This is a genomic window from Limnohabitans sp. (genome assembly GCF_040401135.1).
Classification (GTDB): domain Bacteria; phylum Pseudomonadota; class Gammaproteobacteria; order Burkholderiales; family Burkholderiaceae_C; genus Limnohabitans.
In genome coordinates this window covers 1-22,501 of sequence record NZ_JBBAOV010000029.1, presented here as the reverse complement: position 1 = coordinate 22,501, position 22,501 = coordinate 1, and the positions used below count along the sequence as shown (strand labels likewise).

General features: G+C 56.7%; 22 protein-coding genes. 16 read left to right on the top strand and 6 right to left on the bottom strand.

The annotated features are described in order from the left end of the window. The 8 genes from recB to acs all read left to right on the top strand — a co-directional run. Positions 1–2,993: exodeoxyribonuclease V subunit beta (gene recB / locus ABWP81_RS08875; protein ID WP_353141175.1), on the top strand; the 2,993-nt coding region annotated here is incomplete at its 5' end. Positions 2,994–3,111: 118 nt separating this feature from the next. Continuing rightward, positions 3,112–3,354, top strand: a complete 243-nt coding sequence (locus ABWP81_RS08870) for a type II toxin-antitoxin system Phd/YefM family antitoxin (protein WP_353131658.1) — start codon at positions 3,112–3,114, stop codon at positions 3,352–3,354. Beyond that, positions 3,351–3,614 (top strand): Txe/YoeB family addiction module toxin, encoded by a 264-nt coding sequence (locus ABWP81_RS08865; RefSeq protein ID WP_353131659.1) that lies wholly within the window; start codon positions 3,351–3,353, stop codon positions 3,612–3,614. The genes ABWP81_RS08870 and ABWP81_RS08865 overlap by 4 nt, the downstream gene beginning before the upstream one ends. Further along, complete coding sequence (gene recD, locus ABWP81_RS08860) at positions 3,611–5,446, top strand: exodeoxyribonuclease V subunit alpha (protein ID WP_353141173.1); 1,836 nt, start codon at positions 3,611–3,613, stop codon at positions 5,444–5,446. The genes ABWP81_RS08865 and recD overlap by 4 nt, the downstream gene beginning before the upstream one ends. 18 nt (positions 5,447–5,464) lie before the next feature. Continuing rightward, positions 5,465–7,015, top strand: coding sequence for a hypothetical protein (locus tag ABWP81_RS08855; protein WP_353141171.1), 1,551 nt, complete (start codon positions 5,465–5,467; stop codon positions 7,013–7,015). A gap of 17 nt (positions 7,016–7,032) precedes the next feature. Beyond that, positions 7,033–7,785 (top strand): OmpA/MotB family protein, encoded by a 753-nt coding sequence (locus ABWP81_RS08850; protein WP_353131662.1) that lies wholly within the window; start codon positions 7,033–7,035, stop codon positions 7,783–7,785. A gap of 9 nt (positions 7,786–7,794) precedes the next feature. Next, complete coding sequence (locus tag ABWP81_RS08845; RefSeq protein WP_353141169.1) at positions 7,795–9,228, top strand: EH signature domain-containing protein; 1,434 nt, start codon at positions 7,795–7,797, stop codon at positions 9,226–9,228. Between the two features lie 124 nt (positions 9,229–9,352). After that, positions 9,353–11,317 carry an acetate--CoA ligase gene (acs, locus tag ABWP81_RS08840; RefSeq protein WP_353141167.1) on the top strand — a complete coding sequence of 655 codons (1,965 nt, stop codon included), beginning with the start codon at positions 9,353–9,355 and terminating at the stop codon, positions 11,315–11,317. A 52-nt stretch (positions 11,318–11,369) separates the two neighbouring features. Here acs and ABWP81_RS08835 read toward each other — a convergent pair whose 3' ends face one another. Continuing rightward, a complete protein-coding gene (locus tag ABWP81_RS08835) occupies positions 11,370–11,996 on the bottom strand; it encodes a ParA family protein (RefSeq protein WP_353141165.1) in 627 nt (208 codons plus the stop codon). Between the two features lie 117 nt (positions 11,997–12,113). On the opposite strand from ABWP81_RS08835, the gene ABWP81_RS08830 reads away from it, so the two are divergent. The 5 genes from ABWP81_RS08830 to ABWP81_RS08810 all read left to right on the top strand — a co-directional run bounded on the left by ABWP81_RS08830 (position 12,114) and on the right by ABWP81_RS08810 (position 14,862). Beyond that, entirely contained in the window at positions 12,114–12,440 is a 327-nt protein-coding gene (locus tag ABWP81_RS08830; RefSeq protein WP_353131667.1) for a bactofilin family protein, read from the top strand. Positions 12,441–12,557: 117 nt separating this feature from the next. Beyond that, complete coding sequence (locus ABWP81_RS08825) at positions 12,558–13,232, top strand: energy transducer TonB (RefSeq protein WP_353141163.1); 675 nt, start codon at positions 12,558–12,560, stop codon at positions 13,230–13,232. Between the two features lie 26 nt (positions 13,233–13,258). Then, positions 13,259–14,011: a MotA/TolQ/ExbB proton channel family protein gene (locus ABWP81_RS08820; RefSeq protein ID WP_353141161.1), complete on the top strand. Its 753-nt coding sequence runs from the start codon at positions 13,259–13,261 to the stop codon at positions 14,009–14,011. A gap of 3 nt (positions 14,012–14,014) precedes the next feature. Then, positions 14,015–14,437 carry an ExbD/TolR family protein gene (locus tag ABWP81_RS08815; RefSeq protein WP_353141159.1) on the top strand — a complete coding sequence of 141 codons (423 nt, stop codon included), beginning with the start codon at positions 14,015–14,017 and terminating at the stop codon, positions 14,435–14,437. A gap of 2 nt (positions 14,438–14,439) precedes the next feature. Then, positions 14,440–14,862 carry an ExbD/TolR family protein gene (locus ABWP81_RS08810; RefSeq protein ID WP_353131671.1) on the top strand — a complete coding sequence of 141 codons (423 nt, stop codon included), beginning with the start codon at positions 14,440–14,442 and terminating at the stop codon, positions 14,860–14,862. Between the two features lie 10 nt (positions 14,863–14,872). Here the strand turns inward: ABWP81_RS08810 and ABWP81_RS08805 are convergent, their stop codons facing one another. Genes ABWP81_RS08805 through ABWP81_RS08795 form a run of 3 tightly spaced genes read right to left on the bottom strand, consistent with a single transcriptional unit; the run spans position 14,873 to position 17,387 of the window. Further along, complete coding sequence (locus tag ABWP81_RS08805) at positions 14,873–15,844, bottom strand: Bug family tripartite tricarboxylate transporter substrate binding protein (protein WP_353141157.1); 972 nt, start codon at positions 15,842–15,844, stop codon at positions 14,873–14,875. Then, positions 15,841–16,704: a polysaccharide deacetylase family protein gene (locus ABWP81_RS08800; protein ID WP_353141155.1), complete on the bottom strand. Its 864-nt coding sequence runs from the start codon at positions 16,702–16,704 to the stop codon at positions 15,841–15,843. Before ABWP81_RS08800 ends, ABWP81_RS08805 begins: the two co-directional genes overlap by 4 nt. Next, complete coding sequence (locus ABWP81_RS08795) at positions 16,701–17,387, bottom strand: GntR family transcriptional regulator (protein WP_353141153.1); 687 nt, start codon at positions 17,385–17,387, stop codon at positions 16,701–16,703. The genes ABWP81_RS08800 and ABWP81_RS08795 overlap by 4 nt, the downstream gene beginning before the upstream one ends. A gap of 89 nt (positions 17,388–17,476) precedes the next feature. Between ABWP81_RS08795 and ABWP81_RS08790 the strand changes: the two genes are divergently transcribed. Genes ABWP81_RS08790 through ABWP81_RS08780 form a run of 3 tightly spaced genes read left to right on the top strand, consistent with a single transcriptional unit; the run spans position 17,477 to position 20,450 of the window. Then, positions 17,477–18,349: a fumarylacetoacetate hydrolase family protein gene (locus ABWP81_RS08790; protein ID WP_353141151.1), complete on the top strand. Its 873-nt coding sequence runs from the start codon at positions 17,477–17,479 to the stop codon at positions 18,347–18,349. 33 nt (positions 18,350–18,382) lie between these two features. Beyond that, on the top strand, positions 18,383–19,357 hold the full coding sequence (locus ABWP81_RS08785) for a Bug family tripartite tricarboxylate transporter substrate binding protein (protein WP_353141149.1): 975 nt from the start codon (positions 18,383–18,385) through the stop codon (positions 19,355–19,357). Between the two features lie 22 nt (positions 19,358–19,379). Beyond that, complete coding sequence (locus tag ABWP81_RS08780) at positions 19,380–20,450, top strand: amidohydrolase family protein (protein WP_353141147.1); 1,071 nt, start codon at positions 19,380–19,382, stop codon at positions 20,448–20,450. Between the two features lie 20 nt (positions 20,451–20,470). Here ABWP81_RS08780 and ABWP81_RS08775 read toward each other — a convergent pair whose 3' ends face one another. Both ABWP81_RS08775 and ABWP81_RS08770 read right to left on the bottom strand, forming a co-directional pair. After that, positions 20,471–21,445, bottom strand: coding sequence for a Bug family tripartite tricarboxylate transporter substrate binding protein (locus ABWP81_RS08775; RefSeq protein ID WP_353141145.1), 975 nt, complete (start codon positions 21,443–21,445; stop codon positions 20,471–20,473). A gap of 46 nt (positions 21,446–21,491) precedes the next feature. Further along, positions 21,492–22,364 carry a dioxygenase family protein gene (locus tag ABWP81_RS08770; RefSeq protein ID WP_353141143.1) on the bottom strand — a complete coding sequence of 291 codons (873 nt, stop codon included), beginning with the start codon at positions 22,362–22,364 and terminating at the stop codon, positions 21,492–21,494. Positions 22,365–22,501: the final 137 nt, after the last annotated feature.

Genomic DNA, 22,501 nt, shown 5'->3' with positions numbered 1-22,501 from the left:
AACCACGCGAGGTGGTTACCCCCGACATCACGCCCACACAAGCCATTGACACGCACATGGTTTGGCAAGCCAAGGTAGCGGCGACAGCGCAAACTGCGCGTGACGCTTGGAACAACGCTGCTTGGCAAGCCCTGCAAACCGCCATAGAAACCAAGGCCATCCGCGGCCGAGGCATCACTGGACCCAACTTACTTAAGTGGTCGGCAGCGTTGAAAGAGTGGGCCGAACTGGGCGCAAAAGTTGAAACCAAAACATTGGCTCGCCTGACCAACACCGAACTCAAAGCCAACGGCTGGGCCGAGGCCGAAGGCTTTGCGTTCTTCACTGCATTGCAACACCACGTTGAACTGCTCAACAACAAACCCGACACCGACAAACGCATTGCCCTGCACGCCGCACACGCCGTGGGCGATGCCTACAAAGCCGCCAAAACACAACGCGCCGCGTTTGACTTTTCAGACCTGTTGCAAAACCTACATCACGCCGTGATGGCCAACGATGGCCGATTGGCCACCGCCATTCGCCAGCAATACCCCGTGGCGTTGGTGGACGAGTTTCAAGACACCGACCCCTGGCAGTACGGCACGCTCAACCGCATCTATGCGCCAGACGCCTGCAACGAAGCCAACGCACTGGTGATGATTGGCGACCCCAAGCAAGCCATCTACAGTTTCCGTGGTGCGGACTTGGGCACGTATTTGCAAGCGCGCAGCGATGCGCAAGCGACGAATAACGACGCGCTGCACACCCTCACTGGCAACCACCGCTCAAGCGTGGGATTGGTCCAAGCGGTGAACCATGTGTTCATGCAAACAGAAAAACCATTTGCATCAACACAAGGCGATATTGAGTTTGTGGAAGTGTCGGCCCAAGGCAAAGAGCCTGCGCTGGAGGTGAACGGCGAAGAATGCCCACCCTTCACCGTGTGGCAAATGCACCCCATAGGCAAGAATGAGGGTGATGCCGAAGTAGTGAGCAGCCCCAACTACTTGCACCACACCGCACAAGTGTTTGCCGACCAAATGGCAGATCTGCTGAATAAAGGCGCAGCCACCCCCGGCGACATGGCTGTGCTAGTGCGCAGCCAAAAGCAAGCCGATGCCGTGCGTCACGCTTTGCGTGCGCGGCACATCCCCAGTGTGTATTTGTCGGACCACACCAGCGTGTATCAATCGACTGAGGCCACAGACTTGTGGCGCTTGTTGCGTGCGGTGGCTTCGCCTCGCCAAACGGGATGGGTGCGTGCCGCTGTGGGCAGCCGCTTGTGGGCGCTGGACTTGCACGAGGTGCTGGCCACCACCCAAGACGAAGCGCAGTGGGAGCAACTGCTAGAACAGTTTTACCAATGGCACGGCCTGTGGCAACAACACGGCGTGCTGCCCATGTTGCACCAGTGGCTTCACAGCCAACACGTGGCGCAGCGCATGTTGGCCCAGCCTGATGGAGAACGTCGCCTGAGCAACCTGCTGCACTTGGGTGAGTTGCTGCAAAACGTCGAGCAAAGCCTGCAAGGCGAACACGCGCTGGTGCGCTACCTGGGCGAACAAATACAAAGCCAACACCACGACAGCGATGCGCAGCAAGCCCGCCTAGAAACCGATGCCTTGTGCGTGAAAGTCATCACCTATCACAAGAGCAAAGGCTTGCAATACCCGCTGGTGTTTGTGCCGTTTGTTGGCGCGTTTGGCGTGGAGAAAAAAGCCAGCACCAACTTCGCACAAGAAGATGAAGGCCAAGGCGAGGACGACAACGACCCCACCACCACTTCGGTAGAAGAAGACATGCGCTTGTTGTATGTGGCCCTCACCCGTGCGCAACGCGGTTTGTGGGTGGGCGTGGCGGAAACCAAATTTGATTTAAGCAAGGCCACCACCAAGAGCGATTTAAAGCTGAGTGCGTTGTCGCAATTGCTGATGCGCAAAGAGCGCGGCGATCTAAGCAATCAGTTGCAAGCCTTGTGGGGCTCATACCCGCAAATCCAATTGGCGGCGTTGCCAGAATTGCAAGGCATCCGCTACCAAGCCTCCGCTGCCATCAGCGCACCCAAAGACGCCCTGACACCCACACGCACGCACCACAGCCTTTGGTGGACGGCCAGCTTTAGCGCCATCACGCGAGGGCTGGTGTCGGAATCGAAACGCGACGAATCGGTGGCCGACGCCATCACAGACGCAACCTCAGATGCTCAGTCCTATGCATTGGTTGCAACCGCAGCAGCAACAGCACCTGCGCCAAAACCCGAAAGCATCAGCGCGTGGCAAACCTTTCCCGCTGGTGCGCGCTACGGCACACTGCTGCACGACTTGTTGGAATGGCTGTCGCAAAACAATTGGCCTGTGGCAACTGACAACGCGCCCGCATGGGCCAAACAAGCGTGGGCTAACTTGCTTGAGCGCAAAGCCAGCTGGTTGCAACTGGATGACGCACCACGCGCACAGCTTGAACCGTGGCTGCAAGCCGTGGTGCAAACACCGCTGCCTTTGCATGAGCTAAACGCTGCACCGTTGACGCTGTGCGAACTCAGCACCGAGCACATGTGGGCCGAGATGGAGTTCAACCTAGAGGTGGCTCACGTCAGCGCCACCGCGCTAGACCAACTCATTCAAGCCCATGTGTTTGAAGGCACACCACGCCCTGCTCTGCAAGCGCGTGTGATGCAAGGCATGCTCACCGGCTCAATGGACTTGGTGCTGCAACACGATGGCCGCTACTGGGTGGTGGACTACAAGTCGAACAAACTACCCAGCTACGACAGCGCCACCCTGCAAGACGCCGTGCTGCACAAACGCTACGAAGTGCAATACGTGCTCTACACCTTGGCCCTGCACCGCTTGCTCAAAGTGCGCCTGCCCGGCTACGACTACGCACAGCACATGGGCGGCGCGGTGTACATCTTCTTGCGTGGTATTCACTCTGATGGTGCGGGGGTGCATTTGCAGCAGCCACCGCAGGAGCTGATTGAAGCCTTGGATACCTTATTCGCTGGTGATTGATTACTCCTAAGAGCGCGTGAGCAACTCGTCCAACACATCTGCAATTTCTTGGCCATGACAGTAAAAAGTTGACGACGCGTACCAAATGCCGTACGCTTCGGCCCTCTGGGAGCACAACATGCAATCACTCACCGCAAGCGAAGCACGCGCCAACCTTTACAAACTGATGGATCAAACTGCTGAATCACATCAACCCATTGCAATTGCGGGAAAACGCAATGACGCCGTGTTGTTGTCTGCGCAAGATTGGAACGCCATTCAGGAGACCTTGCATTTGCTGGCTGTGCCTGGCATGCGTGAGTCCATCAAAGAAGGAATGGCCGAGCCCATCGACCAATGCGCCAAGGATTTGAACTGGTGAGCTGGCAACTTGTTTTCGCCAAGCATGCGCAAAAAGACGCGCAAAAACTGGCCGCTAGTGGTTTGAAAGTTAAAGCCCAAGAACTTCTTGCCATCGTCAAAGGCAACCCATTTCAAAATCCGCCGCCCTATGAAAAGCTAGTGGGCGACCTGAGCGGTGCCTACTCACGCCGCATCAATATTCAACACCGATTGGTTTACGAAGTGTTGCAAAACGAAAAAACAATCAAGGTGCTTCGCATGTGGTCGCATTACGAATGATTACAAGCACCCTCTCTCCATTGCTGCAATCGCCTTGGGCCCAAGCCACACCCCTCACGGGCTTGGACAAATCACTGGCCAACTTGTTGCACAGCAAGCAACCTAGTGACGACCCACGCCACTTGTGGCTGGCGGCGCTCACTAGCCATCAATGGGGACGAGGCCATGCGTGCCTTGACCTTGCCACTTTGCAAACGCAAGCGGCTGCATTGCTAGGCTGGAATGAAGAACAAACCGCTGCCCTGCCCGCAGACCTGCATCAAGCCGCCAGCACATTGCCATGGACGCAGGGCGATGCCAGCCCCTTGGTGCTGACCGATAGCGAAACTGACGCATCAACAAGCGCACGCCTTTACCTGCGCCGCGCATGGACTGCCGAGCAAAACATCCGTACCAACATTGCACAGCGTTTGGCCCTGCCGTGCGACGTGCCTGCTGATTTGCAGCAACGCTTGGACGCACTGTTCAAACCAGCCGACGATGGCGAGCCCGACATGCAGCGCCTCGCCTGCGAGGTGGCAGCGCAAAACCGCATCACACTCATCACGGGTGGGCCCGGCACGGGCAAGACCACCACAGTGGTGAAGCTGCTGTCGCTCTTGGTGGGCACGTCATCGCGTGAATTGCAAATTCACCTCGCTGCGCCTACGGGCAAAGCGGCGGCGCGTTTGACCGAGTCCATCAGCAACGCGCGCACCAAAATGCCCGCCAATGTGCAGGCGCACATTCCCACTCAAGCGCAAACACTGCACCGCTTGTTGCAAACCAATAGCAAAGCCACGCAGGTGCATCAGCTGGCCACCGATGTGGTGGTAGTCGATGAAGCGTCGATGATCGACCTAGAGATGATGGCCCGCCTGCTGCAAGCCGTGCCGCCCACCGCCCGCCTGATCTTGCTGGGCGACAAGGACCAGCTGGCCTCGGTGGAAGCCGGTGCGGTGATGTCGCAACTGTGCACGGGCACGTTGCTGAAACGCCAAACCGTCACGCTCATTCACAGCCACCGCTTTGATGCCAAGAGTGGCATTGGCCAATGGGCACGCGCTGTCAATGCAGACGTAGCCGACAACACGCCCGCGCTCAAAGCGCTTTGGAAAGTTGCACCCGATTGGCTAGCAACTTTGCCTTTGCAACAAAGCATGCACCTTGACGAGGGTGGCAACACACCCGAACCCGACGTGACGCGCCTGCAACTGGCCAGCGCCAGCGACCCCAAGCTGGCCGTGAGCCTGCGCTACGGATGGCGCAATTGGCTGGCATTGCTAGACGCACACCGCCCTAGCAAAACTGCGCCAGCCGCATCGTGCAGCGATGCACAAGCGGTGGCGTTGCTCAAAGCCTTCACCGAGTTTTGTGTGTTGTGCGCGGTGCGCGAAGGCCCGCTGGGTGTGACGCAGCTCAACGCACAAGTCGAGCAAGCACTAGGCTTGGGCCAAATTCCTTGGTATGCAGGCCGCCCCGTGATGGTGACCCGCAACGACTACGCGCTAGAGTTGATGAACGGCGATATCGGTCTGTGTCTTCCTGGGCAGGACGGCGTGTTGCGCGTGGCCTTCCCTGCCGTGGATGGTGGCGTGCGTTGGGTCATGCCCTCACGCCTCGACAGTGTGGAAACCGTGTTTGCCATGACGGTGCACAAATCGCAGGGCTCGGAGTTTGCGCATGTGTTGCTGGTCATCCCCGCACAAGAGTCACCCGTGCTGACTCGCGAGCTGGTGTACACCGGCCTCACGCGGGCCAAAAAGCGTCTAACGCTGTGGGCACCGCAACTGGGTGTGTTGTGGAACGGCTGTGCGCGACGCGTGTTGCGTAGCGGGGGATTGGGAAACTAAGTTGTTCACAATAGAGCCATGCCTATGAATCAATACCTCGCCCAACTCGAACAGTTGGCTGTGCCACTGGCCATTGCGGCCGTGATTGTTGTGTTCTCGCTCATCAGCTTCGGCGTGTGGGCTTCGCGCATTCGCCAAGTGCGCGCTGAGGTGGTGGCGCTGGACGCACGCCTGGGTGCTAGCCAAGGCAGCAGCCGCGAAGCGCTGGCACTGGCCGAAAGCAAAACCACCGACAACGAGCTGAAGTTTTTGTTACGCGAGACCGAGGCTGGCTTGATTGACCTGCCCACGCAACACGGTGTGAGCCAGGGGCCACGCAGCAGCTACAGCTTTCGCAGCCACGCCGACACATGGACCGTGCGCAGCGTTTTAGGCGGCCGCATGAACTTGGCCTTGTTCGAAACCATGCCCAATTTGTTGATTGGTTTTGGCTTGATGTGTACCTTCATCTTCTTGGCCGTGGCGTTACAGCAAGCAGGCTTGGCGCTTAATGCGCTCGATGTATCTGCGCGCCAACAAGACCAAGCCTTGCAGTCGCTCATTGCCACAGCGGGTGGCAAGTTCATCACCTCTATCGCGGGCTTGTTGTGTTCGCTGGTGTGGAACTGGCGCGCCAAAGTGGCGCTGGAAAACTTGCAGTCCAGCATCGACACCCTCTGCCACACGCTACGTGCCAAAGTGCCAGACAACGCAGCCGAAGCCAGCGTGCGCATGCAGCTGGCGTTGTTCCAAGACATCTTGGACGAGAACCGTTCACAGGTGAGCCAACTGCGCCGCTTCGAGGGCGACTTTGCCAACGCGATTGGCGACGCCCTGTCGCGCAACATGCAGCCTGCGTTTGACAAGCTGGGCACATTGGCCGACACCATTCAGGCATCAAGTCAGAGCTTTGGCAGCGCGGGTAGCCAAGCGGCAGGCGAGCTGAGCAAAGCGGGCGCGGCCATGACGCAAGGCATTGAAAATGGACTCGCGTCGTTCAGCGATGCCGTCAACATGTTGGCGCAAACCATTCACACCACACGCGCCACCGTGACCGACCTAGACGCCGCCATTGGCCGCGCCGCCACCGCGGGCAACCAAGGCACACAACAGATGGAAACCTTGCTCAGCAGTTTTGGCCAAACCCTTGTCAGCGTGCAAGGTGCCATGTCGGGCTTGCAAGGCACGGTCGACAAGATTGACCAAGTTGCCGACAAGTTCAAAGACAGTGCCAGCTCGATTGAAAACTCGGTCAACTTGCAACGCGCTGCGGCCAACGACTTTAAAGAAGCACTTGTGCCAATGAACCAAGCCCTCGGCCAAACGGTGGACACGCTGAAACAAAGCGCCGTGTCTGCCGAAGAAGCGCTGGGCCATGTGCGCTCGCATTTGCAAGACGCACAAAAAGCCCTCACGGGTACGGTGGATGCACTGACCAAAGGCGTGTCGGGCTACAGCACACAAATTGCAGACTTGCACACCAAGATGGACCAACACTTGGCCAGCGCGGTGAACCAGCTGAGCGGCAGCATCACCAACCTCGAAGAAGTGCTGGACGAGTTCATCGAAGCGCTGCCGCCCAAGACCTAACGTAGCGCTCGTAGATCATGTTTATCAAAACACGCCGCAACACCGCAGCGACCCACGAGCAGGTGGAAGAGTCGGGTTATATGGCTTCGGCCAGTGACTTGATGATTGGCTTGCTGTTCATCTTCATTGTGATGGTGATGGTGCTGCTTTCACGCAAGCCCGAACAACCGCCTGAGCCACCCGCCGACCCACTGGCCACCGTGGTGCACACCATCGGGACCAAGCTGCAAAACGCGGGTGTGCCGGTGACGATCAACCAAGTGTCGGGCGTCATCAGCTTGCCTGCCGATACGTTGTTTGCACGTGGCAGCGCCGAGCTAGAAAGCTTGGGCGTGCGCACGCTGCGCCAGTCGGCCGAGCAGTTGCAGCAAGTGCTGCCTTGCTACATTTATTCGCAACGCCGCCGTCTGCCAGACGACTGCCCGCCCAACCCGCAACAGGTGGAGATTGAAACCATCCTGATTGAAGGCCACACCGACTCGGTACCTCTGCATCGAGGTGACTACAACAACTGGCATTTGGGCCTAGACCGAGCACGCGCCGTTTACAAAGTGCTGGGCTCAGAGGGCATGCAAACCTACCGCAACGAGCGCGAACAGCCGGTGTTTGGCATCAGCTCGTATGCCGACGAACGCCCCAGCCGCAAAGACAACGACACCCAAAACAGGCGAGTGGAGCTGCGCTTTGTGTTGGCCTTTCAGCCCACCGAGACGGGCGCCACCAAAGGCCCAAGCAGCACCTTGAAGAAGATGCAAGACACGGTGCGTTGATCCATAGCTATGCAAGAGTTCTTCGCCCCCCTGCCGCAAGACTTTGACCAACTGGCCCATGCCGCGCGCACCAAGCGCGGCGGTGGTTTTGGCAAAGACCCTGACTTGCGCACCGTGGGCGAACGCACCTACAGCGCTTTTGAGCGTGTGCAGTTTGCCCCCAGCAGCACCGCACCGCGCCAGCGTGATTGGCGACACATTCCCTATGCGCTGTGGCTCGATGCCGAGCGCGGCCTGCACACCCACGCTCCTCTGACCGACCGCTACTTTGAGGTGGCCCTGCCCGAAGCGCTGAACACACGACGCCCGCTCAAGTGGGGCCGTGGTTTGTTACACACGTATTTGCAAGGCTTCAACCCAGAGAACCCGGTGTTCTTGAAGCTGGCGCAAACGGCACGCGAGTTCTTTTTAGACCCACGCGTGCTGGCATCGCTGTCAGAGACAGAGGCCAATGGCTTAGAGCGCCTTATCACCACCCTCGATGTACTGGACCCGCTGAATGGCCCTGTGCATGTGGCCAATGACATTTTGGGTATGCCCGACGACAAAACCTTGGCGCAATGGCAAGAGCGCCACGCGCTGACGCAAGGCTTTTGGCTGAACAATTTTTGCAAGCAGGCTTTCGTCGAAGCCCTGCAAGCCCCCGAAGAAGTGCGCAGCAGCCTCAGCTATGTGAAGCGCATGTGCGAATGGGCCATGCACGACATGGGCAAGCCCACACAACGCCTTCGCTATCCGCTGTGCCGTGACGAGTTTGCCTACAGCCTGCTATCGCCTTGGTTTGACCGCAACCCACCGCAAGACCTCAAAAACGCCTTATTGTCCGAACTGCTGCGCACCTTGGGCGACCCGCGCCACAACCACGCGGGCTGGCTGGGCGTACGCCGCGAAGCCATAGAAACCGCCAGCCGTTGGCTGACCAGCCGCACGATGGATGCGTTTTTTGAAATCTTGCGTCACACCGACGACGAGATTGGCCCCTATCGCCGCCGTTTTTGGGAAGCCTACTTCCACGCCGGCCACATCTTGGAGGCTTGGATTGCGTTGGGTGAACAAGCGGTGCAAGCGCTGCAAAAAATCGACCCCACAGGCGAGTTGAACTACGCCAAAATCTTGGGCAAGATCGCTCCCAATCAGTGCGTGCTGATGCTGCGTATGGGCAATATTTTGTTTTGCGATTGGAGCCACCAAGGCCGATTGCGGGCTATCGCAAGCACGGCCAAACAAGCGCCCAAGCTTTACCAAAATGAGTACGAATTATTTCAATTGCGTTTCCCCACCACGCTCGACTTCAACGATGGCCAGCTGGACGACCCGGGCCTGCTGCATTACGAATCCGAGCTAGGCGGCTGGCAGGAAACAGCGAGAAATTTTATTGACCAACACCTGGGTATTCACCTAGTACTCACCGACCTCATGCCTAGCGAATCGGGCGCGAAGTAGCACTACATTGATACAAGGCAAATGCAAGGGTTTGTCAGGCTCGAATCAGTCAGACCCTTGTAAGAGCTCCCCCCCACAGTCACGGGGTTTTGACAGATACCGCCAATAAAGAGGAGACAGATTCATGAGCGACATCACCATTTATCAGCCATCAGCTGAGTTCGTTAAACAAGCCAACGTTTCCGGCATGGCCGCCTACGAAGCTTTGTGCAAAAAAGCCGAGACTGATTACGAAGGATTTTGGGCCGAGCAAGCACGCGAAATGCTGAGCTGGAAAACCCCATTTACCAAAGTGCTCGACGAGAGCAACGCACCTTTCTTCAAGTGGTTCGAAGACGGCACATTGAACGCCTCTTACAACTGCTTGGACCGCAACATTGAAAAAGGCCTGGGCGACAAAACCGCCATCATCTTCGAAGCCGACGGCGGCGAAGTGACCAAGATCACCTACAGCCAATTGCTGGCTAAGACTTGCCAATACGCCAACGCACTGAAATCAGTCGGCGTCCAAAAAGGCGACCGCGTGATGATCTACATCTCGATGTCGATCGAGGGCGTAGCCGCCATGCAGGCATGTGCCCGTATCGGCGCAACCCACTCGGTGGTGTTCGGCGGTTTCTCTGCCCAATCGTTGCGTGACCGCATTGAAGATACAGGTGCTGTCGCCATCATCACGGCTGACCAACAAGTGCGCGGTGGCAAACACCTGCCTTTGAAATCGATCGTCGACGAAGCCATGACTTTGGGTGGTTGCGACTCTGTGAAAAACGTGTTGGTCGTCAAGCGCACCGGTGGCGACATCGCCATGGTGGCTGGCCGCGACCAGTGGTTGGGCGACTTGGCTGCCAAGCAAGCCAGCACCTGCGAACCCGAATGGGTGGGTGCTGAGCATCCTCTGTTCTTGCTCTACACCTCGGGCTCCACGGGCAAGCCAAAAGGCGTGCAACACAGCACCGGCGGCTACTTGCTGCACGCAGCCTTGACCACTAAGTGGACGTTTGACTTGAAAGACAACGACGTGTTCTGGTGTACCGCCGACATCGGCTGGGTCACAGGCCACACTTACATCACCTACGGCCCCTTGGCTTTGGGTGGCACTGAAATCGTGTTCGAAGGCGTGCCCACTTACCCCGACGCTGGCCGTTTCTGGAAGATGATCCAAGACCACAAAGTCTCGATCTTTTACACAGCGCCAACCGCAATCCGCTCATTGATCAAATTGGCCGAGGCCAACGATGCGGTGCACCCCAAGAGCTACGACCTTTCTAGCCTGCGTTTGTTGGGTTCGGTCGGCGAGCCGATCAACCCAGCGGCATGGGAGTGGTACTACAAGCACGTGGGCAACAACCGTTGCCCGATCGTTGACACCTTCTGGCAAACCGAAACAGGTGGCCACATGATCACCCCACTGCCCGGCGTGACCCCGATGGTTCCCGGCTCTTGCACCTTACCCTTCCCCGGCATTCAAGCTGCGGTGGTCGACGAAGCGGGCCACGACATGCCTAACGGCCAAGGCGGCATCTTGGTGGTGAAGCGTCCATGGCCTTCCATGATTCGCACCATCTGGAACGATCCAGAGCGCTTTGTAAAGAGCTATTACCCAGAAGAATTCAAGGGCAAGTACTACTTGGCTGGCGACGGTGCAATCCGCGACGAGAAAACAGGCTACTTCACCATCACTGGCCGTATTGATGACGTGTTGAACGTGTCGGGCCACCGCATGGGCACGATGGAAATCGAATCTGCCTTGGTCAGCTGTACCGAGTTGGTGGCCGAAGCCGCGGTGGTGGGTCGTCCTGATGACACCACTGGCGAAGCCATCTGCGCGTTTGTGGTGTTGAAGCGTTCACGCCCCACAGGCGACGAAGCCAAAGCGATTGCCAAAATCTTGCGTGACCACGTGGGCAAAGAAATTGGCCCCATCGCCAAGCCAAAAGACATCCGCTTCGGTGACAACTTGCCCAAAACGCGCTCCGGCAAAATCATGCGTCGCTTGTTGCGTAGCTTGGCCAAGAACGAGGCCATCACACAAGACATCTCGACACTGGAAAATCCAGCCATCTTGGACCAGTTGACAGACAACCACTGATCAGGTTTTAAGTCACAAAAAAACCCGCCATCTGGCGGGTTTTTTATTGGGCTCAATCCTGATCAAGCCAGTGACAAATGGGCTCCCATTGATCTAAATCTTTTTGCACTTTAGAAGGCGATATGTCAAACATCGACAAGCCATGCGCCGCCATGTGCAAGTAATACTGGGTATCGCGCAGGTAACTCAGCACGGGCACTTGCAATGACTCAATGAACTTTCGCAAGTTGCCTGCCGAGATGGTGCGCGTGTCCACGCGGTTGCCTACCACGCCCACTTGCGTGGGCAACTTTTGGGTAATTTGCACCAATTGATTTAAAAATTCGTTGGTGGCCTGCATGTCAAACACACTGGGCATCACGGGCACGATCACCTTGTCAGCCCTCTCAATCACCTCTTGCAAACGCCAGCCATTGATACCGCCCGGCGTGTCAATCACCACATGTGTGGTGCCGCGAGGCGGCTTGGCCGTGAGCACGAGGTCAGGCTGAAAGTCCCAAGTGGCAATGTGCGGCAGCGTGTCGGGCCGCTGGGTCAGCCAAAACTTAGAGGACTGCTGAGTATCCGCATCACCCAGCATGACCCGATGGCCTTGCGATGCAAAGTAACCTGCAATGTTGGTGGACAGGGTAGATTTACCTGCACCGCCCTTTGGATTGGCAACAACGATAACTTTCATAAGGCTTTATTTTCATCTGATAAACATCGCCGCATACGCCAAATGGTGTATTTAATTGAAGAAAACCACAATAACGATATAAACTCGAAAGCATTCATATTTCTGAAAGACAAGTTTATGAGCGAAGGCACCCAGGACAAAAGCATTTTCATTGGCGCAGGCGTGGTTTTTAAGGGCTCGATCAACGCCCCCAACCAAGCCATCATCTCAGGCACGGTGGAAGGCGATTTGGTGGCCAAAGACGTACTGATTGGCGCGGCAGGCGTAGTGACTGGCACCACACAGGCTGATTTCATCGACGTCAAAGGCGAGTTGAACCAGTCCATCACGAGCAAAAACGTGTTGATCGTGCGAAGCAGTGGCAAGGTCACGGGCGATGTGACTTACGGTGAAATCGAGATCGAGCGTGGCGGCAAAGTTAAAGGCGCCATGAAACAGGTCTAAGCACCTCCTCAACGCAGCCTTTGCCATCGGTGCAACGGCTGCTTGCTTTGCCAGGGTCTGCCATTGGCGTGACACGCAGACCCTCTAAAATTGGCGAAACTTTTAGAGCATCTTCGCTTGTCTTATTCGTCCTCTTTACACGCAGCGTCAATCTCTCAACAAGCGGCTTCGCCTTATGCTGCGCGTCAACGCTCACCGCGCAAGCACCTCATTGGCATCGGCGGGGTGGTGTTGCTTCACTTGCTGCTGTTGTGGGCCATTTCGTCTGGCTTGGCACGCCAAGTGGTGCGCCTAACCGAAAACACGGTGGAGGCGGTGTTGTTGACCGAGGCTGTGCCCCCAACACCCACACCGCCCTCTCCGCCGCCTAAAACGCCACCCCCAGCCCAAACACCCACACTGCCCACTCCCGCGCCAACCAGTACCGCGCCGGCCATCACCCAGCCCGTCTTGCCGCCCATGACAGCAACAGTGGCTGCGCCCGTCCCTGCTGCGCCCCCTGCACCCGCAGTTCGCACAGGCGCAGCAATTCAGGCTGGCGCAAGCTGCGCCAAACCCGACTACCCCAGCGCCTCTCGCCGCATGGAAGAAGAAGGCACGGTTACGCTGAAATTTTTGATTGGCGTGGATGGCCGCGTGTTGCAAGCCAACGTTGAGAAATCGTCGGGCTTTGCCCGCTTGGACGAAGCCTCACGCAATGCACTGTCCAAGTGCCAGTTCCGACCTGGCACTGTTGACGGCAAACCAGAACAAAGTTGGACTTCCATCCAATACCGATGGCGCTTGGAATAAGCGCTGCACACACCAAAGGAAACTCTATGTTGCAACTCGCATTCACACGCACCGCAGCCGCTATCACCCTGCTGGCTTTCAGCGCCAGCGCTTTGGCTGAAGAAGCTGTCGACAACCCCTACGGCTTGTCAGCCCTGTGGGCGCAAGGTGATGTGGTGGCCAAAGCCACGCTGCTGATTTTGGTCATCATGAGCATGGGTAGCTGGTATGTGATCTTCACCAAGCTGGCCGAACAAAGCCGAGTGCTGCGATTTGCCAAAACCGCACAAAACAATTTTTGGAACGCGGGCGATGTGCGCCAAGGCGCGGATGGCTTAGAGGCCGACAGCCCGTTTCGCTTCATTGCAGAAAAAGGTTTGGAGAGCGCGGGCAAACACACCGGCCTGCTGGGCAATATCAATTTCAACGACTGGGTGACCATGAGCATCCAACGCGCCATGAACAACGTGCAAAGCCGCATGCAAGACGGCTTGGCAGTGCTGGCCACGGTGGGTTCGACCGCGCCGTTCGTGGGTTTGTTTGGCACGGTCTGGGGCATTTACAACGCGCTGGTAAAGATTGGCATGTCGGGCCAAGCAAGCATCGACAAAGTGGCGGGCCCTGTGGGCGAGTCGCTCATCATGACCGCGATTGGCTTGGCCGTAGCCGTGCCAGCGGTATTGGGCTACAACTGGCTGGTGCGCCGCAACAAAGTGGCGATGGAAGAAGTGCACGCCTTTGGCGCAGACTTGCATGCGGTGCTGTTGGGTTCTGCTGAATCTGGCACTGCGCAAAAGTAAACCATGGCCATGAACCTTGGCCCCAGCGGGGGTGATGAAGAGCTGCTGACCACCATCAACACCACGCCTTTGGTGGACGTGATGTTGGTGCTGCTCATCATCTTTCTCATCACCATTCCAGTGGTGACGACATCGGTCAAAGTGGAACTGCCCCAAGAGGTGCAGCAGCCTCGCGAGACCAAGCCCGACAACATCATCTTGTCGGTCAACGCCAAAGGCCAAGCCTATTTGTATGACACGCCGGTGCGCAACAATGCCGAGCTGATCAAGCAGCTGCAAAAATTTGCTGAGAAAAAACCGCAGCCCGAAGTGCAAATTCGCGGTGACGCCAAGGCTGACTTTGAGGCCGTAGGCCGCGTGCTTTATGCGGCGCAAATGGCGGGGTTGACCAAGGTGCGGTTTGTCACCGACCCTCAGGGGAACTGATCATGGCGATGAACCTTCAAACCCAAGACGAACCCGAAGTGATGATGGACATCAACACCACGCCGTTGATCGACGTGATGTTGGTGCTGCTGATCATGCTCATCATCACCATCCCCGTGCAGTTGCATTCGGTCAACCTCGACATGCCGAAAAGCGCAGCGCCACAAAGCAAGAAACCCAACATCGTACGCATTGAGGTGGACGCCCGCAGCGTGGTCAACTGGAACGGCAAGCCCTTGGCCGACCGCGCTGCACTCGATGCACTGTTGCTAGAGGCTAAAGCCCAAGAACCACAACCCGAGCTGCACATCAAAGCCCAAGGCAAAGCCAAGTACGAAGCGGTGGCGGGTGTGCTGGCCAGCGCCCAGCGTCAGGGCCTGACCAAGATCGGCATTGTGGGTACGGAGCAGTTTGCAGCCCCCTAGGCGTTAGGAATTAGTCGATCTTGACGCCTGTTTCTTTGATGATTTTGGCCCACTTGTTGATTTCAACTTTTAGATAGTCCGCCGCCTCTTTGGGTGTGCCACCCACGGGCTCAAACCCTACAAGCGCTAGCTTGGCCTGAAAATCGGCACTTCGCAAAATCTTGCTGATCTCTAGATTCAAATAATTCACGATCTCTGTTGAAGTTTTACTGGGAGCAAAAACGCCGACCCAGGTGTAGTCCTCGAAACCGGGAAAGCCCGACTCAGCCACAGTTGGCACATCGGGTAGCGACGCCACACGCTTGTCACTGGTCACTGCCAAGCCGCGCAATTTGCCACCTTTGACCATTTCGACAGCGGCCGGTAAAGCCACGCTAGCCATTTCAACTTGACCACCCAAGGTGGCCGCCAATGCAGGGCCAGCCCCTTGAAACGGAATGTGCGTGACGTTCACTTTGCCCAACACCTTGAACAGATATTCCGCTGTCAAATGCGGGGTGGTGCCCGCCCCCGCTGTGCCGTAATTTAACTTACCCGACTTCGCCTCGACCATGATCTCTTGCAAGTTCTTGGCCTTGAGCCCTGGGTAAGCCACCAACAAGTTGGGGCTTGAGGCCACCACACTCGCCAGCACAAAATCTTTTTCCGCATCAAAGCTCGCATTTTTAGACAAGCTGGCATTGACGGCAAACGAACTGGTATTGAGCATCAAGGTGTAGCCATCAGCCGGGGCTTTGGCCACAAGGCCGCTGGCCAAACTTCCGCCTGCGCCAGCTTTGTTCTCGATCACCACGGGCTGACCGATGCTGTCGGACAAGCGCTGGCCGAGCAACCGAGCAATGATGTCGGCAGGGCCACCGGGCGCGAAGGCCACCACAAACTTCACGGGTTTGTTGGGATAGCCGGTGGGGCTTTGTGCCTGTGCATGCCCAGCCATGCTGAGTGCCAAGAAACAAGAGAGTGCGAAACGTCGATGCATCATGGGGTCTCCTTCAAAACATATTCAGCCATGGCTTGACGCGTGGTAACCCACACATCGGGGTGTTGGGCCACGATGGCCATGATCTCGTCAAACACCCAAGCGCCCGAAGGGCGGCCCATGACATGTGTGTGGGCTGTGACATCCAACATCAAAGGCACCGTTTCACGTTCGCGCATAGCAGCAAAGGTGTCGTTGAATGCATCGAGCATGTGCCGAGGCCCATGGCCATAGCGAATGCAAGTGGGCAGATCGTTGACATCCATCGTGAGCGGAATCGCCACGATGCGCTTGCCATGAAAGTTCATCACATAGGGACGGTCATCGTCATTGCAATCGCCGTGATGGATGTAGCCTGCCTCAGCTAACAGGCGCGGCGAGATCAAGCTACCCGTTCCGCGCGGACTGATCCAGCCCTTGGGTTTGACGCCTGCGACACGGGTCAAGATCTCGTCATTTTTGCGAATGTTTTCGCGCTCTTGCGCTTCATCAAAATAAACGGGGATCACATCCATGCCCCATGAGTGGTTCACGATTTCGTGTCCGCGCGCATACAAAGACTTGACGGTGTCAGGGTCGCGTTCAGCAAGTACGCCATTCACCATGATGCTGGTTTTGACGCCGCGTTTGTCCGCGTAATCGAGCAGCCGGTGTATTCCGCGCACCATGCCAAAGCTACCCCATGAAAACGCATTGGTGTCAAAAAAACCAGGCTTTAGCACATTGCCCATCGGACCAATACCAGGGGCTTGACCATCAGACCAAGCTTCATAGGCGATGTTGAAAATAACAGCCACACGCTTACCACCTGGCCAACGAAAGTCGTCTCCCAGCCGGGTGATTTGGGGGGTATCTGTCGTCATTTCTCGGTCGCTCCACTGCTCAAAATAATTTGAGTCGTCTTGGCATAGTGCGCCGTGAGTTTTTTACAAGCCCGCGCCACGTCACCAGCCAACAACGCATCGACCACCGCCTTGTGTTCATCCAATTCTTGGCGCCGCTTGTAAGACGTCCTCACCGCCAATTGACGGTAGCGATAGGCTTGGTCATACAACTGCTCACAAAAACCAATCAACCAACGAGAGCCGCAATTGCTGATCAGAGTCATGTGCAATTCACGATGCAGTTTTTCCCAAAGAGGGTTTTCGACATAAGCATCCGCTTGCAGCGAACGTTTGGTTTTAGAAAGTCGGTGCAAGGCCAGCACCACGCGCTCCTCCCAATGTGGCGAACTGGCCTGCATGGATTGGGTCAGGGCAAGCGTCTCCACCCACACGCGCGTGGTCGCCAATTCACGCAGCGCATCTTCACTCACAGGAGTCACGATGAAGCCGCGCTGATCCAGATGCTGCACCCATCCCTCCGCCGCCAGTCGGTTCAAGGCCTCGCGCACAGGTGTTGCACCGCTGTCGTAGTGCTCACGCAAGGCCTCAATGCCCAGTTTGTAGCCGGGCGACCAATGGCCATTCAGGACATCCGCGCGCAAACGCTCATAGGTGCTGAGGGTCAGGGACGAGGCGGGTTCGAAAGAAACATCAGTAGTCATAGGGCAGAATATTAATCGATAAATGTTTCGTAGTATTGAAAATATCGATATTATTCGACTCACGCCCCACTCAAACATCAAGGATAAAAATGCGTTTTTTGAGTTTCGAATCACACGGCAAAGGCAAGTTAGGTTGGATCAAAGATGCCTCGTCCACTTCCTTTGTAGACCTGCATCTTGTTGACCCTTCTTTGCCCACCGATTTAAAAACGCTGATCGCCACACCAGGTGCGATGGCTGCTGCACATGCTGCCGCCCAGAAGGCACCCGCTTCCGCTGTCCTGGCCTTGGCCAGCGTGCGTTTACTGCCGCTGATTCCCAACCCTGGCAAGGTTGTTTGTATGGGTCTGAACTACGCCGACCACGCCAAAGAAGGCGGCAATGCACGCCCCGAATACCCGAGCTTTTTCTTGCGCGGCGCCACCTCCATGGTGGGTCACCAAAGCCCCATCTTGCGTCCCAAGGTATCCACCGAACTTGACTACGAAGCGGAATTGGCCGTCATCATCGGACAGCGTGCACGCCACCTGACTGCAGCCAATGCCCTGTCTTGCGTGGCAGGCTATTCATGCTTCAACGACGCGAGTATTCGCAATTACCAACGCAAAGCCAACCAATGGACGATTGGCAAAAACTTTGATGGCACGGGTCCCTTCGGACCTTGGCTGGTGACACCCGATGAGCTACCGCCGGGCGCCGAAGGTCTGCGTATTCAGTCGCGCCTGAATGGCAAAGTCATGCAGGACGCCAACACCAAAGACTTTTTGTGGAACGTGGTGGAGTCGTTGCGCATCATCACCGAGTGCATGACTTTAGAGCCCGGTGACGTGATCATCACAGGCACCCCTGCTGGTGTGGGCTACGCACGCACACCCCCTGTGTGGATGGCCCCCGGCGATGTGTGTGAGATTGAGATTGAGGGGATCGGCACTTTGTCAAATCCCATCGCCGATGAGCAATAAGTTCTTCCAATCCGCACCCAATAGGAACCTCGCATGATCAAGTTCTACTTCAGCGCCATCGCACTTTGCTTGTCAACCATGCAAGCTCAGGCGCAGCCAACGCCGGTGCGCGACTACCCCAACCACCCCATCAAAATGGTCATCCCTTATGCTGCGGGCGGACCGATGGATTTCATTGGTCGCACGCTCATTCCACGCTTGTCGCAAAGCTTGGGGCAACCCATCGTGATTGACAACCGCGCAGGCGCGGGCGGTGCCATTGGCACCGACTTTGTGGCCAAGTCGGCAGCCGACGGCTACACCCTGCTCAACACCTCATCCAGCCACGCCAGCTTGCCTGTGGTGTCGGCCAGTTTGTCCTACGACCCCCTCAAAGACTTTGCGCCCATCACCTTGGTGGCCAACAGCGTGGGCTTTGTGGTGGCCGCGCGTCCTGACCTACCCGCGAAAAATTTGAAAGAGTTGCTCGCAGATGCCAAAGCCAACCCAGGCAAATACACCTTTGGTTCTGGCGGCGTGGGCAACGTGATGCACTTCGCGGGCGAGTTTTTAGCTAGCAGCGCCGACGTGAAAATGACGCATGTGCCTTTTAAAGGCGTGAGCCAATCTCTCAACGACTTGGTCGCGGGACGCATTGACTTTGTCATTGGCGCTCCCACCGCCGTGTTGCCCTTGATCAAAGCCGGCAAGCTCAAAGCCCTGGCCATCACCGCCCGCAAACGTTGGAGCGAATTGCCTGACGTGCCCACCATCGACGAAGCCGCAGTCAAAGGCTTTGTCTACACACCTTGGTATGGCTTTTGGTTTCCTGCTGGCACGCCCCCAGAACACGTCAGCCGCATGCGCACGGAGGTCAACAAACTGCTGGAAGACCCAGAGATCAAACGAGTGTTTGCCGAGCAAGGTTTTGCCACTGCAGGCTCAAGCTCTGCAGAGTTTGGCAAAGTCATTTCCGATGAAATTGCCATGAATAAAAAGTTAGCGACACGCGTGGACTTCACGCAATAACCCAAACCACCAGGAGGCTTCGATGTTTCACACCACCACCGACAGTTCTTGCAACCACTGCGCACCACGCCGCAGTTTTTTAACCGGCTTGCTCACCGCCACCGCAGCCACTGTGCTGCCCTCGTGCGCCACCTCATCCAAAGACGCACCCTTGCCAGCGGACGCCAAGCGCGCCTTGGTCGACGTGCACCACCATGTGTGGGCCCCCGCCTATTTGAAAGAACTCGAAGCGCGCAAACTGGCCGAGCCACCGGCACGCAACTGGTCGCTCAACAGAACCTTGGACGACATGGCCAAGGCTGGCGTGACTTACAGCATCACCTCCCCCACCACACCAGCCGCGGGTTTTGGCGATGCTGCCACCATGCGCAGCATGGCACGCATCAGCAATGAATATGGCGCACAACTCGCGCGCGATAACCCAACGAAATTTGGTTTCTTTGCTACGCTGCCCATGCTGGATGTGGACGGCGCCTTGGCCGAGATTGCCTACAGCTGCGATGTGCTAAAGGCCAACGGCATTGCCATGCTCACCAGTTACAACGGCAAGTGGTTGGGCGACAAATCGTTTGCGCCCATCATGGACGAGATCAACCGCCGCAAGCTGATCGTCTACACCCACCCCTCCAACACGCAGTGTTGCCAAAACTTGCAAGAGGGTGTGCCGGGCTCGACCATCGAGTTCGCCACCGACACCACGCGCACCATCACCAGCTTGCTGTTCAGCGGCACAGCCACGCGGTGCAAAGACATCAAGTTCATCTTCTCGCATGCGGGCGGCACCATGCCGTTCTTGGTAGAGCGCTTGGTGTTGCTGGCCAAGCTCAATGCCAACTTTGGCAAGATCTTGCCCAGCGAACAAGTAGTGCCCACCTTGCGCACTTTCTTCTACGACACGGCGCAAGCTGCGCACCCCGGCGCACTGCTGTCGCTGCTGAGTTTGGTCGATGTGTCGCAGGTGGTGTTTGGCACCGACTTCCCTTACCGCACGTCTTTGGACCATGTGAAAGGTTTGATGGCCATGGGTTTCAGCATGAACGACCTGACCGCCATTGAAAGCCGCAACGCTTTGCGCATGCTAGGTCGCGCCTAACCGTTGCTGAGAAAAAGGGCTCAGTCGGCCTTGGCCCCTGAGCTCTTCACCACGGCAGCCCACTTGGGTACTTCGGCACGCAAGAAGGTATTGAACTCCGCCACACTATTAGACGTGCTTGACATGCCCAACTGTGTAAACCGGTCCACCACTTCTGTGGACTCCATGGCGCGGTTGATGGCGTTGTTCAAACGCTCCACCACCGCAGGTGGCGTGCCAATGGGCACAAAGAAACCAAACCAGGTGTAGTCGTCAAACTCTTTGTAGCCAAACTCTGTGATCGAAGGCACATCGGGCAGCAGCGGCGATCGCATGGCACTGGTCACCACAATGGCTTTGAGCTTGCCAGCTTTGATCATGGGCACTGAAGGTGGCATGGAGGTCGACGCAATTTGGGTGTGCCCGGCCACCACGGCATTGATAGCAGCAGCAGGTTGGTAAGGGACATGCACGATGTCAATCTTCGCTGCCATTTTCAAACGTTCCATCGACAAATGCGTGGTGGTACCAATACCAGACGAGGCGTAGTTCAGGGGCGTCTTTCTGGCAGCCTCGACCAATTCAGGCAAAGACTTCACTGGCACGCTGGGGTTCACGGTGAAGATGTTGGGCGTCTTGGGGCCCAGCGCCACCGGCGCAAAATCTTTCAAAGCGTCGTAGCCAGCATCGACATACAACGAGGGATTGACCGCAAAGGCCACGCTGTGCACCAACACGGTGTAACCATCTGGGGCAGCCCTTTTAACTTGGGCGGTCGCGATGTTGCCCCCTGCGCCACCTCTGTTTTCAACGATGAAGTTGCCGCCCGTAATCTCTGACATTTTTTGCGACAACGACCTTGCCACGATGTCGGTGGAAGCCCCTGGTGCAAAAGCCACCAGCAAGGTGACAGGCTTAACCTTGGGCCACTCTGACTGCGCCCAACTGGTCGCGCTCATACAGCTGCCGAGCATCAAGCAGCCCCACAACTTTGTGCGTTGAGATATTTGAAACATAACCCTCTCCTTTATGTGAACAACCATCAAACGTGCAACCAGGGAATCAACCCTGCTTGACCAACTGAAACTCGTAAGTCACCTCTAAGAACGGTGCATCAATCCCAAAACGTTTCGCCACCTCACTGTCGTGACAGGGCTCAAAGGGCACGATCAAACCGGGGCGAACGCCAAACACGGTGTCGTTGTCGATGTAGTCTGAACCTTTGGGAAACAGCTCGGTAACCAAGCCCACATAGCCTGGCGCGCTGACGATGACGTGGTAGTGGGCGGGTCGCCAAATATTGCGTCGACTTGCCGCCAGCAAGGCACCCACGGGCCCATCGGTAGGTACGGTGTAGGGATGCGGACGAATGGTTAATAAATTGAAGTTGCCCGCAGCATCGCAAGCAATCTTGCAACGCAAATTGTGCGGGTCTTGTTCAGGATCTTGCGCAGGGTACAAGCCGTTGTCGGCGTTTTGCCAAAAATCAATTTGCGCTTGTGCAATCGCTTGGCCATGACTGTCCACCACTCGGCCATGAAACCACACACGTTCGCCGGGTTGCGCGTCAGTCAAGTCCACCCCATTGGGGCGAAGAAGAGAGTCATGGTTGTGGAACGGGCCCAACACACTGCTAGGGGTACCGCCCTCCGGTTGAGACACCACGTCCACCATCGATGAAATACCCATGATGTCTGAGAACAAGCTGAACTCATTGCGTTCTTCAGTCGTGATGGCCGCGCTAGCGTTGAGAAAATCCAAGCCACGCAACCACTCTTCTTTGGTGAGCTTGGACTCCGCCACAAAGGCATGCAGATGCTTCACCAACAAGGACATGACCTCAGCCAAACGAGGGTCGGTCGCATGCGCAAAACTCTGCATAGCCTCAAAGGTCACGGTTTGTGTCATCGCAACGGATGGGGGCGAGGTGGACATCCTTTTTCTTTCTTAAGTGATTGAAACGTAACATCGATAATATTACATAAATCATTTTTTTATCGATATTATTCCAACACCCCTTTCAAGCGATACAGCCACTTCTGTCTTGAGTGTGACTGGTTAATAGCAAATCT